Origin of the sequence: Bartonella clarridgeiae ATCC 51734, from assembly GCF_000518185.1 — a bacterium.
Lineage (GTDB): Bacteria > Pseudomonadota > Alphaproteobacteria > Rhizobiales > Rhizobiaceae > Bartonella > Bartonella clarridgeiae.
The window spans coordinates 110703-126268 of record NZ_JADC01000011.1 but is presented as its reverse complement, the minus strand read 5'-3'; the positions used below and the strand labels follow the sequence as shown (position 1 = coordinate 126268).

Here is a 15566-nt window from a genome sequence, read left to right as displayed (position 1 = left end):
AAACTAATATACACAGCAGTTTTGAGGTTGGTGACTATGCATATTGCAAAAAGCTATTTTTTGGTATGAAATCTTGATAGACAACGCAGTAGCGATAGGAAGCATCTATTAAAATTAAGAAGGATTTTGGTCTGTGAAGATAGTATTGATTGAAATCGATATCATTAGAAAAGAAAGCCTATAGAACTTTTAGCTGACCTTATAAAGTGTCATAAATCAATACAGCATATGGCTTACAAAAAAACACAAAAGTGATCTACTTTATAATCTATATCAACTTTCACTACCAAATCTATATAATCAAATAATTTCGATAAAGCGCTTTTAACAGATGTTAAAATACACTACAGTGATCATACAAAATTTTATTAAGCTTATACAAGAAAAAATTTTGGCATTAATTATTCCGTTTAATACGAAAAATGCTCTCATTTACTCATCATGAACATTATAGACTAATAAGCTAAGTCTCTCAATTCTAAGATCAACCAATTTTAAGCGAAATTCTTTTCATCTTTGTATATTCATGATACGTACATATTTAATAAATCATAATATAAAATTTAGCCTAAAATGCGTCTGTTGGGAATAGAAACGAGTTGTGATGAAACTGCTGTCGCTGTTGTTGAGCGCGACAATGAAGGAAAAAGCCATATTCTTTCCAATATTATTTGGAGTCAAATTGATCACCACGCACCTTATGGCGGTGTTGTTCCTGAAATTGCTGCACGTGCTCACGTTGAAATTCTTGATGGTTTAATTCTCCAAGCTCTTACAGAGGCCAAGATAAAACTCAAAGATATTGATGCTATTGCAGCAACAAGTGGTCCTGGTTTGATAGGAGGACTTTTAGTTGGACTTATGAGCGCAAAAGCGCTAGCTTTTGCTACCGGAAAGCCTTTTATTGGAGTCAACCACCTAGAAGGACATGCTTTAACAGCTGTTCTAACGCATAATGTTAGTTTTCCCTATTTATTGCTCTTGGTTTCAGGTGGTCATACTCAAACAATTCTTGTCCATGAGGTGGGTCATTACCAGCGTTTGGGCACGACCATTGATGATGCACTAGGAGAGGCTTTTGATAAAACTGCAAAACTCTTAGGTCTTCCTTATCCTGGCGGTCCAGAAATTGAGAAAGCCGCCTTATTGGGGGATAAAAATCGCATTTCTCTTCCACGACCTTTAAAAGGCGATAAACGGCTGGATTTTTCTTTCTCTGGTCTTAAAACTGCTGTTCGGCAAGTTGCAACAGCTATGGCACCTTTGACAGAAAGTGATGTTTCTGACATCGCTGCAAGTTTTCAAGAAGCTGTGATCGATATATTACAGGACCGAGTTGGTTTGTCGTTGCAAAAATTTATCCACCGTTATCCTTTTTCTCATTATGAAGGATGTACTCTCCCTGCCTTAGTTGTTGCTGGAGGAGTTGCTGCTAATCAAGCTATTCGTTATAATTTACAAAAACTTGCTCATCAACACGGCTTTGAATTTATTGCTCCACCTCTTTCTTTATGTACAGATAATGCTGCAATGATTGCTTTTGTTGGTGCTGAGCGTTTAGCACGGGGACAAGTAAGTTCTCTTGATATCGCACCTCGCTCACGCTGGCCATTGGATGAAAAAGCTCCTCCTTTAATCGGGACAGGACGTCGTGGAACAAAAGTATAAATCCGCAAACTAATAAACTACGCAAAGGAGACTTCATGGCTTATTGGCTCTTCAAATCTGAACCCCATAAATGGTCATGGGATATGCAAAAACAAAAGGGAGTTTATGGTGAACAATGGGATGGTGTGCGTAATTATCAAGCGCGCAACAATATGCGCGCCATGAAATATGGTGATAAAGGTTTTTTTTATCATTCAAATCAAGGACTAGAAATAGTTGGCATTGTAGAAGTATGTGCTGAAGCGCATCCTGATTCTACAAGTTTCGATTCACGCTGGGAATGTGTAGATATTCGTGCTATTTGTGATATACCAAATCCTGTTTCATTAAAACAAATCAAAGCCAATCCAAAATTAAAAAATATGATATTGGTCAAAGCTATGCGCTTATCGGTACAATCGGTTACAGAAGATGAATGGAAAGAAATATGCTCTATGGGAGGATTGAAACTCACAGATCTTTAACCTAAAACAATAATTTTGGTGCGTTGGTTAATATAGGGTAAAATACGTTGCATATCACGATATGAAAGTGCAATACATCCTTCTGTTGGCATATAATTATCCCGCGTTAAATGCATAAAAATAGCGCTTCCTTTTGCCATTTTTCGTTCTGTAATATTCCAATCTAGAATAAGGCCCATATCGTAAAGACCATCTTCACGTTGCATTTTTTCAGCACTTTTGGGATAAGGAAGACGTACCAAACGATTATAATTAGCATCCCCACTCGCATCACACCAACCATCGCGTGCTTGAATATGGCGGATCGCTAAAATTGAACGTGGGAAATAACGGTGAAAATTATCGCGAAAGCCCCCTAAACAGCGCATATTTGCTAAAGGAGTAGCACCATCACCTTCACGCTTAAAAGCAGAAATACCAGCTCGGCCTAAAGCACAAAAAAGACGATGCTGACCGATACAAAGAATACCTCGTCCCTGCATGCCTGTTTGTCGGCGAATGACAATAGAAGAAACAAAAGTTTGTTTTTTATATATTTTCTTTTTCAATGCCACTTGCATGCACTCTTATTTTTATGAAATTATTTTCCATCCAATTGGAATGTAAATATACCTTATAGGAAAAAAATGAACGACCATACCCTTTTAATTGTTGAGGATGATAATGATCTTCGTCCTATTCTTGTAGAACAATTGCAAATTCATAAAGAATTTAAAGTGCTTCAAGCAAAAACTGCTGAAATAGGGATCACAATAGCTCAAAAAGAAAATGTTGATTTAGCTATTTTTGGTATCGAACTTCCCGATTTTGACGGTCGTGAAGCTGTCAAAAAATTACGCTCTCAAGGATTTCGTGCTCCCATTATTATGATCACTAATTGTGATACAGATTGCGATACCATTTTAGGTCTTAAGATGGGCGCTAATGATTACGTAACAAAACCCTTTCGTTTTTCAGTGCTTTTAGCTCGCATTCGCGTCCAATTACGCCAATATGAACACAATGAAGATGCAATTTTTTATATTGGCCCTTACACTTTTAAAACGAGGGAGAAACTTCTCATTGATCAACAGAATAATGAAGTCCGCCTCACAGAAAAGGAAGCAGCAATTCTTAAATATCTTTATGAGACCAGAAACCAAAATGTAAATCGTGAAACATTATTGGAACACATTTGGGGCTATAATGCAAATATAATCACCCATACATTAGAAACCCATATCTACCGTTTGCGCAAAAAAATTGAAAAAGATCCTTCTAATGCAAAAATTCTTATTACCGATAATAATAGATATCGTTTGAACATTTAAGTGTATTGCGCGCCCATTGTTTTAAATAAAGTTTGGGTCACGTAAGTTTTTCAGAATAAAAAATCGAATCAGAATGATGTATCTCTTTCACACGTTTGTGGTGTTAACGTAGGAATAAAAACGCGTCGTGACTGACGACAGTGCACCAATAAATCTTGATAGACACGTTTTTGTGCCGAACACATTAAAAGTCCACCAAAATAAGGAAAAATATGGCTGGCCAATGACTCATAAAAAAATGAAAATAACCGCGATACATAGCTTGAAGAAGGCATATAATGTACAACTTCTTGTACTGATTCAATAATAAAATTAGTTTCTTGAAATAAACGGACTACTTGTTGTCGGCTATAAGGTTCGCCATAGCCAAAAGGTGTGTGATCATTACGTGCCCATAATCCACAGCGATTGGGAACAATAATAATGAGCCGGCCATTAGGAATCAAAATACGCCATATTTCATTTAGTGTTTGGCGTGAATTTTCTGTGTATTCAAGTGCATGTACCAATAAAACACAATCAATTGAAGCATCAGGAAGAGGTAAATCTTCTTCAAAAACAAGTGCTGTAGCAACTTTATCAGAACAAGGCCAAGGCGATGCTCCTTGGCTAGCAGGCATAAAGGCATAACATTGTTTTGCACGTTTACGTAATACAGAAAGATAAGGAAGTGCATAACCAAGGCCCATAATCCGTTTATCAATAAGATTAGGCCAAAAAGCATTTAATTGATCACAAAGCGTCATTTGTACGCGCATACCGAGCGTAGAAGTATAAAAATCTTTTAATGTAATTATATCCAATTTAAAATACCGTTTAGAAACAAATTTCAAGTATCGCAAATTTTCACATACTTAGTTTATATGGCATTTTGCTTTTTTGTCTCAAGAAGAAAAATCTTAATCTTTAATTTCTTTAATCTAAATTATCTTAAAAGCATAGCAGTGCAAATTATTTTATAGTTTTCTGTATTACGAGTACTGAACTTTATTATTATTTTTTAGTAGTTTTTTATTCATAATAACTCGCAATATGCTTTTTCCAAGGAGTGATAAGGAATTCCTTCTCAATTAAAATGAAGTAACCTTTCAAGATAATTCTTTTCTTCTTCTGAAATATGCTCATTGTTAAGACGTTTGCGAATTTCATCCAAAATTTGCCGTGCGCGCATCCTATCATTTTCTTTTGGTTCAATCACATCTTCTTGTTTTTGGCCAATTTCTGGGGAAAGTGGACGCCCTAATGGATCTTTAGGATTATAAATAGAATTCTGATTATCTTCTGCTTTATTAAGCATCTCACGCATCTTTTTTAATACATTTTGTGCACCTTGTCGTAAAGCTTCTAAAGCATCTGATTGATTTTGTATTGAAAACTCATAATCTTGCTTATCAAAAGCATCTCCTGCAGAATTCATTTTTTCTTCTGCTTCTGCCAATGCATCGCTTTGTCCAAATCCTTGTACTGTCAATTCTTTTTTCAATATCGATAATTCAGATTGCAACTCATTCTGGCGTTTTTTCAAGGATTCACTCTGTACTTTCGGAACAGTGTTTCCATGTTGCTGCTCTGTTTCTAAATTGTGTGTATCATTGAGAATTTCTTGCTGACGGCGCATTAAATCACCAAGTTGATCCATCTTTTTTTTCATCTGTATCGTTTGGTTATTATTTTGCTCATTTGTTTGATGACTTTTTCGTACCTGCAAATGATCAAGTGTTTGTTCAATTTCGGCTAAAAGCTGTTCAGCTGCAGAAGAAGAACCCATTTTAGCCATTTCCTCAATCGAATTCAGCTTTTTCTGTAATTTATCTGTAGAAAGATTAGATTCTATCGAATCTTTATCTTCTGGCGCCTTTTCAGCTAAAGCATTGATATAATCATTTACAGCTTGTCGTAAGTCTGCCATAAGCCGCTCAATTTCGGTAGCTGAAGCACCATGGCGCAATGCATCACGGAGAGCAGCCTGTGCTTGTTTTAATCTCTGTTGAGCAGACTCAAACTGATCATCTTCAATTCCTAAAGCAATGTTCCATAAATAATCAACGATATCTCGCAATTGATCCTCTGTTTGTGCCATAGAGAGTCTTGTCCATGCACTTTGTAAGAGAAGAAAATGGGTTGTATCTTGAAGACCATTTTCTGGGTGCAAAAGCAAAGCAAAAAGCATATCAAGTACATGCTCGCGTGCAGATGCATTAAGAGCCAATAAACGACGTTGTTCACTGACTGCACGCGCAACAGGATTTGCAAAAATACGCTGTGGTAATGTCATAATAAAAGTTTTGCTGCGTCCCTGTTGACCGGCATCATCTTTTGCTACCAGAGTGATTTTTACTTCCGAACCAGCCCATGGATGGCTTGATAAATCTTGTACCATTCGCATTTTACCTTTTCCACCACGCGCTAAAAGAAGTTTTATTTCAGGTGCCTTATAAATGAGAGAGCTATTTTTTTTCTGATCAAAAAAAGGTTCTATTTCAGCAAAAGCATTTGTAACTCCATAATCATCACTCATTTCATATTGCAATTCTAATGATCCAGATAAAATTCGCCCTGGTTTTTCTGACCAGCGAATTGTCGGTAATTGATCTTTAATCATCTGTAAATGCCATTTTTTTTCCTTATGCCGCGACGATAAAGATAAATATATTGAACGCTCTAAATGTGTTTCAAAAAGCACAATTGAGTCATTTAAAGTCGATTGTTCATTTTTCTTAGTGAGTGAAATTTTTTGTCCATCCTCTTCAGAAATTGCCGTTACTGTAACACCAGCACCATTAGCAACACGCACAACAATTTGACTCCCTTCAGGAATTGTAAACTGTGTTGTTTCACTTCGTGTTAGATAAATGGGGGCAATTCCTGTATAAGCAGGTGGTATAACCCAAGCATCAATCCGCATTAATGTTTCGTCAACAGTAGGACGAAAATCAAATGCATCTGTTAAACGTCCACCTGATGAACCAAAAGAAAAACTAAAAGCACAAACACACAATAAAACAAACACACTCCTAAGAGCCATAGGATCATAGGATGCACTCTTGAGATAAACTAACCTAATTTGCAAATGATGTAATTGCTCTGCCATACGGCGCTGATGTTCACGCCAAATGCTTGCAGTTATATCTCCTTCATCGTCAGAGTATAAACGATCCGCTTGAACATTTAAAGGTTGGTGTTTAAGATCATTCGTTCGTTCAATATAGTCATTGATATCTTTTATTGTAGGAAAACGGAAACCGAAAAGCAAAAAAAGGCTCCCTACCGCTATAAAAAGTACAAGCCACAGAAGAAATAAATGTGCCCAATAATTAAGAGCATTGAAAATGCCAAACCAACTAAGCGAACACAAAAGGCTCAGAGTAAGAAAAAACGGTAATAATCGTGGCCATATTCGCTCATAAAATATGATACACCAAACAAGAATACGCACAAACAAAAGCTTTAGTTCTGAAAAACTTTTGGTGTTTTTATTTTTCATAGATAAACATTTACCCTTTTTTATAGCAGTACGTTAAATCATAAGATTCATACAAAATAATTTTCAGAAAATAAATTGTTTCATCAGAGTTAAGTGGAAATAAGACCAAGACATTTAAAAATTTTCAATCCAATTTGGAATCCGATCGAGATTTATCAATTGTGCATAATCAAGACGTGGACGAACAACCGCATAACGCGCGCCTTGCACTAAAACTTCTGGGATTAAAAGTCGGCTATTATAAGTATTTGACATTACCGCACCATAAGCGCCGGCTCCTGTAACTGCCAAAAGATCTCCTGCTGACAATATTGGCAAAGAACGATTCAATCCTAAATAATCACCAGTTTCACAAATAGGACCAACAACATCTGCATTGATAAGCAAAGCGTCCATTGGTGCTTCTTTCACCAGTAGAACATTCTGCCAAGCTTCATAAAGTGTTGGACGAATGAAATCATTCATCGCTGCATCAACAATAAAAAAATTGCGCTCTTTTCCCCTTTTTAAATTTATAACAGATGTTACTAATATACCAGCTTCACCAACAATACTACGTCCAGGTTCTAGGATAATATTGATCCCTAAAGGTGCAATATGTTTTCTAACGAGCGCTGCATAATCAAAAGGAGAGGGTAGTGAATAATGTTCAGCACCATAAGAAATTCCAAGTCCTCCTCCAATATCAACATGGGTTATAGCACAGCCATCACCCCACAACTGACGTACAAAATCTGCAGTAATAATAAATGCATTTTCAAAGGGCTTTAAATTGCAAATCTGACTGCCAATATGTATATCTACACCACAGACATATAAACCAGGTAGTTGAGCTGCTTTTTTATACACTTCCCGTGCTGATGAGAGTGGAATACCGAATTTATTTTCAGATTTGCCTGTTGTGATTTTTTTATGAGTTTTTGCATCCACATCTGGGTTAATCCTTAATGAGATACGTGCTGTTGTCGAAAGGGCGACAGCGCGCGCTGATAATTGTTCAAGTTCTGGTTCTGATTCAACATTAAAACAACGAATATCTTGTGCAAGAGCAAAATCAATCTCTTTAATTGTTTTGCCAACACCAGAATAAACAATCTTATGAGCAGGGATCCCAGCAGAAAGTGCACGTCGCAGTTCACCTTCTGATACTATATCAGCTCCTGCTCCACTTCGTGCCAAGAGCCGCAAAATCGCTTGATTAGAATTAGCTTTGACAGCATAAGCAATCAAATAAGGCATATCTCGAAATGCATTCTGATAGTTTTCAAAATTTGTAATAAGTGCACGAGCTGAGTAACAATAAAAAGGTGTTCCTATATCCTGCGCTAGCGTAGAAATGGAAAGATCTTCAGCGTGGAGTTCGCCTTGATGATAAGAAAAGAAATGCATAAAAACCTCTATTGTATCAACGGATCAAGAATAAAAGGTTTATCTGCTTTGCTTTTAGAAACAAATGCTTCTTGCGAAGACTTTATCATCATTGAAGATGGTAAATCTATTATTTCTCTACGTCCACAGCTAATTATAACAACACTGCAAAAAAGAACAATTATTAAATTTTTTATAATGGTTATCATACACTTTTTTCCATTATATAGATATCTTGTCTGTATTGTTTTTGCATTAAAAAATAAAATTACTTAAGCGGTTATAAGGCGCTTTTTCCAATAAGCAATCTGACGCAGCACTTCTGAAGGTGCTGTTCCACCAAAACTTTTCCGACTTTCAACCGATTTCTCAACTGTCAAAACGTCAAAAATGGTTGCATTGATATCTGGATGTATCATTTGAAGTTCAATTAATTGTAATTCATTAAGAGTGCACTGTTTTTTTTCCGCTAGTGCCACAATACACCCTGTAATATGGTGTGCCTCACGAAAAGGAAGTCCTAATTCACGGACAAGCCAATCGGCTAAATCAGTCGCTGTTGCATATCCAAAATTAGCTGCTTGTTTCATGGTTTCTTTATTAACTTCAAGATCACCAATAATTCCTCTCATTGCTGCTAGTGATAATTCCAAACTCAAAGCCCCATCAAATACATATTCTTTATCTTCCTGCATATCTTTTGAATAAGCAAGGGGTAAGCCCTTCATTACCGTTAAAAGTCCAATCAAAGCCCCATTTAACCGTCCTGTTTTGGCTCGTATAAGCTCGGCAGCATCGGGATTTCTCTTTTGTGGCATAATAGATGAACCCGTTGAAAAAGCATCTGACAAACGAATAAAATGAAATTGTGCACTCGACCAAAGAACAATTTCTTCTGCTAAACGTGAGAGATGCATGGCACAAAGAGTACCAACGCTTAAAAATTCTAGTGCAAAATCACGATCAGAAACACTATCAATTGAATTGCGTGTTGGCTCACGAAAACCCAGTGCTTCTGCTGTCATAAAACGATCAATCGGAAAGCCTGTACCCGCTAAAGCAGCAGCCCCTAAGGGGGATTCATTCATTCGTTCGATTGCGTCACGCATACGCGATAAATCTCGACTAAACATTTCAACGTAAGCCATCATATAGTGACCAAATGTGACTGGTTGTGCAGTTTGTAGATGCGTAAAACCTGGCATAAAAGTATCGACATGTTGTTCTGCTCGAATCAGCAATTGTTCTATCAATCCTTTTAATATTTGTACCATTTTTTCCATTTCTTCTCGTATCCACAAACGAAAATCAACGGCGACTTGATCATTACGTGAACGTGCTATATGCAAACGCCCTGCAACAGGACCGATTAATTCACTCAGCCGTGCTTCAATATTCATATGAATATCTTCAAGTTTTCTTGAAAATATGAATGTACCCATTTCAATTTCTTGACGAATCTTCTTTAAACCATGGGTAATTTTTTCATAATCGGATTGCGAAATGATCTTTGTTTGCGCTAACATCGCTACATGAGAAAGTGAACCTTCAATATCTTGTCGATAAAGTTTTTGATCAAAATCAATTGAAGCGTTAATTTCTTCCATAATTGCAGCAGGTCCTGCTTTAAATCGGCCACCCCACATCTGGTTTTTTAATTTCTTATCTGTCATACTTTAAAAGCACCTATTAAAAGGACAAAAATTATGATCCCTCAAATTTTTATCAGCCGAAAAAATAAGAATAAGAAAACACAATCCTTTCTTATATTTTTTATCATTGCTTTAATTTTATACGCAACAATCAATCAAAATAGCAATAGAAGAGCACTTTTTCCAAATTTTATTTCAGAAGCAAAAGCTCAAGAAATAGATCTCAACAAAAAAATACAAATGGAGAAAATAGGAGCAATCAAAAAAGTAGCAAAAGGCTTTTTTACACATATGCGATTTTCTGATACTCCCTATGATATGAACCAATTTTCTTTTAAAGATATTGAAGGGAAAGATCATAAATTGTCTGAATTTATAGGAAAACCAATACTCGTCAATTTATGGGCTATTTGGTGTGCACCTTGTCGTGCAGAAATGCCAGAATTAGCACAATTAAAACGTGATATGGGGGGAAATAATTTCGATGTTATAGCTATTAATATCGATAAAAATACTTCTTCTGAAAAAATTCAAAAGTTTTTAAGCAATGCTCATGCTGATAATTTAGTTTATTATCGCGATAGCACGATGAACATTTTTCAGAATATTAGAAAAAAAGGACTCGCTTTAGGTTTGCCTATTACATTTCTAATAAGTAAAAATGGTTATCTTATTGCTTCGTTTAACGGAGCTGCTCCATGGGCTAATGATGATGCCAAAGCACTTATAAAAGCAGTCATTGAAGAAAATTTATAGCTGTGTGATTTTTGAAGCGTAGTATTATGATTAAATCTAGTACTGATAAATAAAGTAGAGCGATCCTTGCAATGAAAAAGGTAAGATTCATCTATCAAATTGTTTTATCCTTACAGATCTTATATATTAACTTGACCAATCAATCTCGCATAAAGACTATATCTCATTGGTGAAAGGCACATTTGCTCAGCCTGCATAACTTACAATACCAAAGAGATTTTAATTGTGAAAATGAGATTAATTTCATAACTATAATTTACAATCTTGTTATCTGTATAATTAGGCTTTTCATTAAAAATCTCTGCTGTAATAAAGAGTTATCTAGAATGGAAAAAAAATTTGCTACAATAAACATTTTGTAGCTGATGACAGTTTTATACCCTGGTAAATTTCAGATTTTTATAGGACTATAATCAATATTATCCATTCCCCAAAGTGATGTGAGTTTTTTTGTGTTTGTCTTTTGTTTTTAATCAATCTAAAATTACCTTATTTATTTGCGCGTTGTGAATGATCACGATAAAACATAATTGCTGCATTTATTTCTCCTCCTAAAATAAAAATCGCGCTTAATATGTACAGAAAAATAATTGCGACCATAATAGAAGTTAATCCTGCATAAGTAGAAGTATAATTGAACATTGTTAAATATTGTGCAAAAGCAATTGAGGTTAAAAACCAAACAAATATTGTTACTAAAATACCTGGTAAAATATCTATCAATTTCCGCTGTCCTGCGGGCAACCATTTATGAACAATTAAAAGACTCGTAAGAAGAACAACTATCGCAATTATATAACGCCATAAACGAATTATACCAATATATTCAGTGATGTGGGAAGAATAGTTTTGCATAATTTTAATCAGTAAAGGTGCTAAAACCAATAAAAAGCTAATAGCGACAAGACCTACTGTTCCAATAATTACGAAAAACAAACTTTGAAAACGACAAAAAAATAAACTGCGCCGATCAATAACACGGTAAGCTTTATTTAATGCTATACGCAAAGCACCCACACCATTTGAAGCAAAATAAGCTGCTCCAATAACTGAAAGCGTTAATAAATCTCCCCTTTGTGTGGTTAGAACAGTAATAATCTCTTTGGAAAGAGGTTCTGCAATCGCATCCGGCAACAACTGTACAAGTGCTTCAATTTTTTGCGGTGTATATTTAAATGCCCCCAGAAAACTAGCAAGAGATGTCCCAAAAATAAAAAAAGGAAAAAATGCTAAAAGTCCAGAAAGTGCAACATGACTCGCAAAAGCATTCCCATTATCACGTAAATAATGACTCACTGCATTGACAAAAATACGGTAGCTATACCAAAATGCTTTTTTTATCAAATTTTAATACCTTTGGATAATATCTTTACAATTAGCACAATTTTTTCATTAGGAGTATATAAAAATAAAAAACACTCATACAATAGGTATTACAGTGTTTATCAGAATGTTCATATACGAGATAAAAAAATATTTTACATTTTTGTTTAAAATGGTCTTTTTGTTTTTATACTGCGGGAAATATATCAGACGTCAATGGGGAAAATTGATTTTAGGATGAATTTATAGGAAGAGATATTCGTAAACTAAGCTGAATTATTTTATAAATAACGAAATTGTGAAGGAAGTTTTAAAAAGTTTATGCTGTCCAAACCATTTTCGTAAAAATATCATAGAGCATTAGATCGGTCGATTCTTTAGTGTCTGAGTGCATTCTTTAATTTAAAATTAGAGGAATAAAAGCCATTCGGATGTTTATATTCCTATAGCCTTTGAGAATTTCCATTCTAAATTATTTCGTGATTGTTCATAAATATAGGATTGAATATATTTATAATTCTTATTTTTAAAGAGGATCTTTAGAAAGCGAAATTTTAAAAGATTTTCGAAATAAATTGCTTTCTTGTGCTTAAGTGATGAAATGTTTACGATAAAATTCTAAAAGAGATTTTAAGGTATTTTTAAAAGATTTTGTCTGTACTTAATACACTATATTATAAGAAGAAAACTATACAACAAAGGATATTATTCGAAAAACACCTAATTTTAAAGTTTTTTTCATTTTGTTATCATATTGTAAAAAAAGCATGCTATAAGAAAAGTGATCATTATGGTAAATTCTTCAAGATCAAAAGAAAAATTAAAAAGTCATAAGGCATCTGTTGTTAAATCTGAAATTATAGACCATGACTCAGAGCAAGAAACACAACACTTAGCAGAGCCAATAATAACAAAGCAAAGCGGTGCTGAGAGCAAAAGTAGATGGGGATCTGGTATTGCTTTGACTTCTTTAGTGGTTTCAGGGATTATTGGTAGTCTTATCACAATAAGTCTTTCGATAGGAATTCAAAGAGCAGGTTTTCTCCCTTCTTTTTTAGGAGTTGATCGTTTGAAGGAAGAAAAAGATCTGCAGATTACTGTACACGCAAAACAAAAAGCAGAAGAAACAGAAAAACAGTTGGATCAAGTGCTTCAACAGCTTGATAAATTGAAGACAGATTTTTCTTCTTTTTCATCACAACGTTTTGAGACTTTTCAAGAGGATGAAGCTTTTCAAAAAGAGAGAAGCAAAGCTCTTGTAATCTTAGAAGAAAAAGTAGATGCTTTCGAAAAGCGTGTACAAGCTTTGATTGGAATGTCAGAAGATGTAAAGAAAGCTTTATTTGTTGGGAAAAGTAATAAAAACGATATTATCGCCTTAAAACAACAGTTAGATAATATACAAAAAGAAATAGTCACTCAGAATAACGACAAAGATGGGATAAATACTGCAATGTTTATTGCAGTAAATGCGTTAAAAAATGCTATAGATCGTGGTGGATCTTATGTGAGTGAATTGGAAACAGTGCAACATTTTGCACCTTCTGTTGCGGGATTTGATTTATTACAGAAAACAGCAAATACGGGTCTTCCAAGTCCTGCAAAGCTTTCGGCTGATTTTGCTTATGTTGCAGATAAAATTGTTAGTACGCATAACGTTGTATCGAATGCTGATTTTTTAAAGAAGGTTGAGGTATGGATAAAAAGTCTTATTGTTTCGCGTCCAATTGGATATGTTGAAGGGACAACGGTACCTGCGATTGTGGCACGGATGGAAGTTGCTATTCAAGCTGGAGATTACGAAAAAGCTTTAGTTGAATGGCAAACTTTACCTCAAAATGCTAAAAATGTTTCGGTAGATTTTATTGATCAGCTTAAACGATACCTTGCTGTCCATCACATTCTGCAGCAGTTGTTGATTGTTAGGCCAAAAGGGTCTTCCGAAGCTGCAAAGATGTAAATAGGATCAAGAATGATACGTATTTTTATTTATGTTTTTGTTGTCTGTGTGATCGGCGCAGTTTTTAGTTGGTGTGCCAATAATAATAGTTTTTTGGTTATAACATTTTTGCAGATGCGGTTTACTGTCTCACTGCTTACGATTGTGAGTGGGCTTGTTATACTGTTGGCAATATTAGTGTTTCTATGGAAGTTTTTTAGAATTATTTTTTCCATTCCTAGAAGTTTATACAGCTTTTTTTCTAGACATTATCAAAAACAGGGTGGCAAAGCTCTTACACAGGGTCTGCTTGCAGCTTTTGCTGGTGATTATATGACTGCGCAAAAAATGGAAGTGCGTGCATTAAGATACCTTGTAAAAGATTATGAACCACTGATAAAGCTTTTAAGAGCTCAAATCTTATTTTTGCAAAAAGATTCTATGAATGCTATTGTTCTTTATGAAGAGATGAAAAAAGAAGAACTGACAAAGCTTGCTGGGTTTTATGGTTTGTTTCGTGAAGCCATAAATACAAAAGCTTATGATATAGCACAGCACTATGCAGAAGAAGCATTAGCTTTATCACCAACGCTTTTATGGGCTCAACAGTTTGTTCTTGATCGATTGAGTGCTGAAGGGAAGTGGAATAAAGCACTTGATGTTTTTCATCGGGCGCAAAGAGCTTTGCCACGCTCTGAGCATTGTACTCCAGAGCGTAAATATATCCATGCTCTTTTATTAAGTGGGTTAGCACTTCATTTCGTTGAGACTCAGCTCGTAGAAGCACGTAAAGCTATTTTAAAGGCTCATAAATTAATGCCTGATTTTGTACCGATAACGGTGATTATGGCAGACATCCTTTATAAATTAAAGGAAGTTCGCAAAGCCGATAAAATAATTATTAAAGCTTGGCAGGAAAATCCTCATCCTGATTTTGGTACACTTTACCTTAGAAGAGAAGAGAGTGCAGTTGGGCGTTTGAAAAGAGCTAAAAAACTCGCTTCTTATAATAAAGATATATTTGAGTCATCTTTTATTGTTGCAAAAGCCGCTCTAGATGCAGGGGAATTGGAATTAGCAAGAGAGTGTGCACAAAAAGCACTGACTTATCATCCACGTGAAGGCGTTTATTTATTATTGGCAGATATTGAAGAAGCACAAGGTAATGATCAAGGGAGTCGTCAATGGTTGTCTTTAGCATTGCGTGCAGAACGTGATCCAGCATGGGCTTGTGATGGTTCTTTCTTTTCTTCTTGGTCGGCAGTTTCTCCGATCAGTGGTCGATTGGGTCGTTTTGAATGGAAAGTACCTCCCCGCTGTTCGCCTATAACATTAGAAGTTGATAACATGGTGCTGAAAAAAGAAGACAAAAAAGATACGATTTATGAAAAAGAAGCTGTTAAAGATAAATCCTTTGAAAAAAAATCATCGATAGGATTTGATTTTTTATTGAAGTCGCAAACAAAAAAAAAGAATAGAAAAAAAGGCGATCAGACACACTTAAATGTTGAAAATTTAGAGGGCAACGAAACAGAAGAAGAGGCTTCTTTGCCAAAAGAGAAATTTCAATTATTTTAGAGGGTGTTGTAACTATTGTTGATA

Annotated in this window: 12 protein-coding genes; 6 read left to right on the top strand and 6 right to left on the bottom strand. The window is 35.2% G+C overall.

The window, feature by feature from the left end; all coding sequences use genetic code 11:
• Positions 1-573: 573 nt before the first annotated feature.
• Together tsaD and T420_RS0104165 are read left to right on the top strand one after the other, a co-directional pair.
• Complete coding sequence (gene tsaD, locus T420_RS0104170) at positions 574-1668, top strand: tRNA (adenosine(37)-N6)-threonylcarbamoyltransferase complex transferase subunit TsaD (protein ID WP_013545624.1); 1095 nt, start codon at positions 574-576, stop codon at positions 1666-1668.
• A gap of 35 nt (positions 1669-1703) precedes the next feature.
• On the top strand, positions 1704-2132 hold the full coding sequence (locus tag T420_RS0104165) for an EVE domain-containing protein (RefSeq protein ID WP_013545623.1): 429 nt from the start codon (positions 1704-1706) through the stop codon (positions 2130-2132).
• On the opposite strand, the gene T420_RS0104160 is transcribed toward T420_RS0104165, so the two are convergent.
• Entirely contained in the window at positions 2129-2692 is a 564-nt protein-coding gene (locus T420_RS0104160) for a L,D-transpeptidase family protein (RefSeq protein WP_026501167.1), read from the bottom strand. The two genes, T420_RS0104165 and T420_RS0104160, sit on opposite strands and share 4 nt — an antisense overlap.
• A 66-nt stretch (positions 2693-2758) precedes the next feature.
• Here T420_RS0104160 and T420_RS0104155 point away from each other — a divergent pair, with 66 nt between their 5' ends.
• Positions 2759-3442: a response regulator transcription factor gene (locus T420_RS0104155; protein WP_013545621.1), complete on the top strand. Its 684-nt coding sequence runs from the start codon at positions 2759-2761 to the stop codon at positions 3440-3442.
• A 68-nt stretch (positions 3443-3510) separates the two neighbouring features.
• Here T420_RS0104155 and T420_RS0104150 read toward each other — a convergent pair whose 3' ends face one another.
• The 4 genes from T420_RS0104150 to argH all read right to left on the bottom strand — a co-directional run bounded on the left by T420_RS0104150 (position 3511) and on the right by argH (position 9967).
• Positions 3511-4275, bottom strand: a complete 765-nt coding sequence (locus tag T420_RS0104150; protein ID WP_026501166.1) for a class I SAM-dependent methyltransferase — start codon at positions 4273-4275, stop codon at positions 3511-3513.
• 233 nt (positions 4276-4508) lie between these two features.
• Positions 4509-6926 carry a TIGR02302 family protein gene (locus T420_RS0104145; protein WP_026501165.1) on the bottom strand — a complete coding sequence of 806 codons (2418 nt, stop codon included), beginning with the start codon at positions 6924-6926 and terminating at the stop codon, positions 4509-4511.
• A 114-nt stretch (positions 6927-7040) separates the two neighbouring features.
• Positions 7041-8315: a diaminopimelate decarboxylase gene (gene lysA, locus T420_RS0104140; RefSeq protein WP_013545618.1), complete on the bottom strand. Its 1275-nt coding sequence runs from the start codon at positions 8313-8315 to the stop codon at positions 7041-7043.
• A gap of 251 nt (positions 8316-8566) precedes the next feature.
• Complete coding sequence (gene argH, locus T420_RS0104130; RefSeq protein WP_026501163.1) at positions 8567-9967, bottom strand: argininosuccinate lyase; 1401 nt, start codon at positions 9965-9967, stop codon at positions 8567-8569.
• A gap of 33 nt (positions 9968-10000) precedes the next feature.
• On the opposite strand from argH, the gene T420_RS0104125 reads away from it, so the two are divergent.
• Complete coding sequence (locus tag T420_RS0104125) at positions 10001-10702, top strand: TlpA disulfide reductase family protein (RefSeq protein ID WP_013545615.1); 702 nt, start codon at positions 10001-10003, stop codon at positions 10700-10702.
• 489 nt (positions 10703-11191) lie between these two features.
• On the opposite strand, the gene T420_RS0104120 is transcribed toward T420_RS0104125, so the two are convergent.
• Positions 11192-12046 (bottom strand): YihY/virulence factor BrkB family protein, encoded by an 855-nt coding sequence (locus tag T420_RS0104120; RefSeq protein WP_013545614.1) that lies wholly within the window; start codon positions 12044-12046, stop codon positions 11192-11194.
• 769 nt (positions 12047-12815) lie between these two features.
• Between T420_RS0104120 and T420_RS0104115 the strand changes: the two genes are divergently transcribed.
• Both T420_RS0104115 and T420_RS0104110 read left to right on the top strand, forming a co-directional pair.
• Positions 12816-13985, top strand: a complete 1170-nt coding sequence (locus tag T420_RS0104115; protein WP_013545613.1) for a COG4223 family protein — start codon at positions 12816-12818, stop codon at positions 13983-13985.
• A gap of 12 nt (positions 13986-13997) precedes the next feature.
• Positions 13998-15542: a heme biosynthesis protein HemY gene (locus T420_RS0104110; RefSeq protein WP_013545612.1), complete on the top strand. Its 1545-nt coding sequence runs from the start codon at positions 13998-14000 to the stop codon at positions 15540-15542.
• Positions 15543-15566 lie beyond the last annotated feature (24 nt).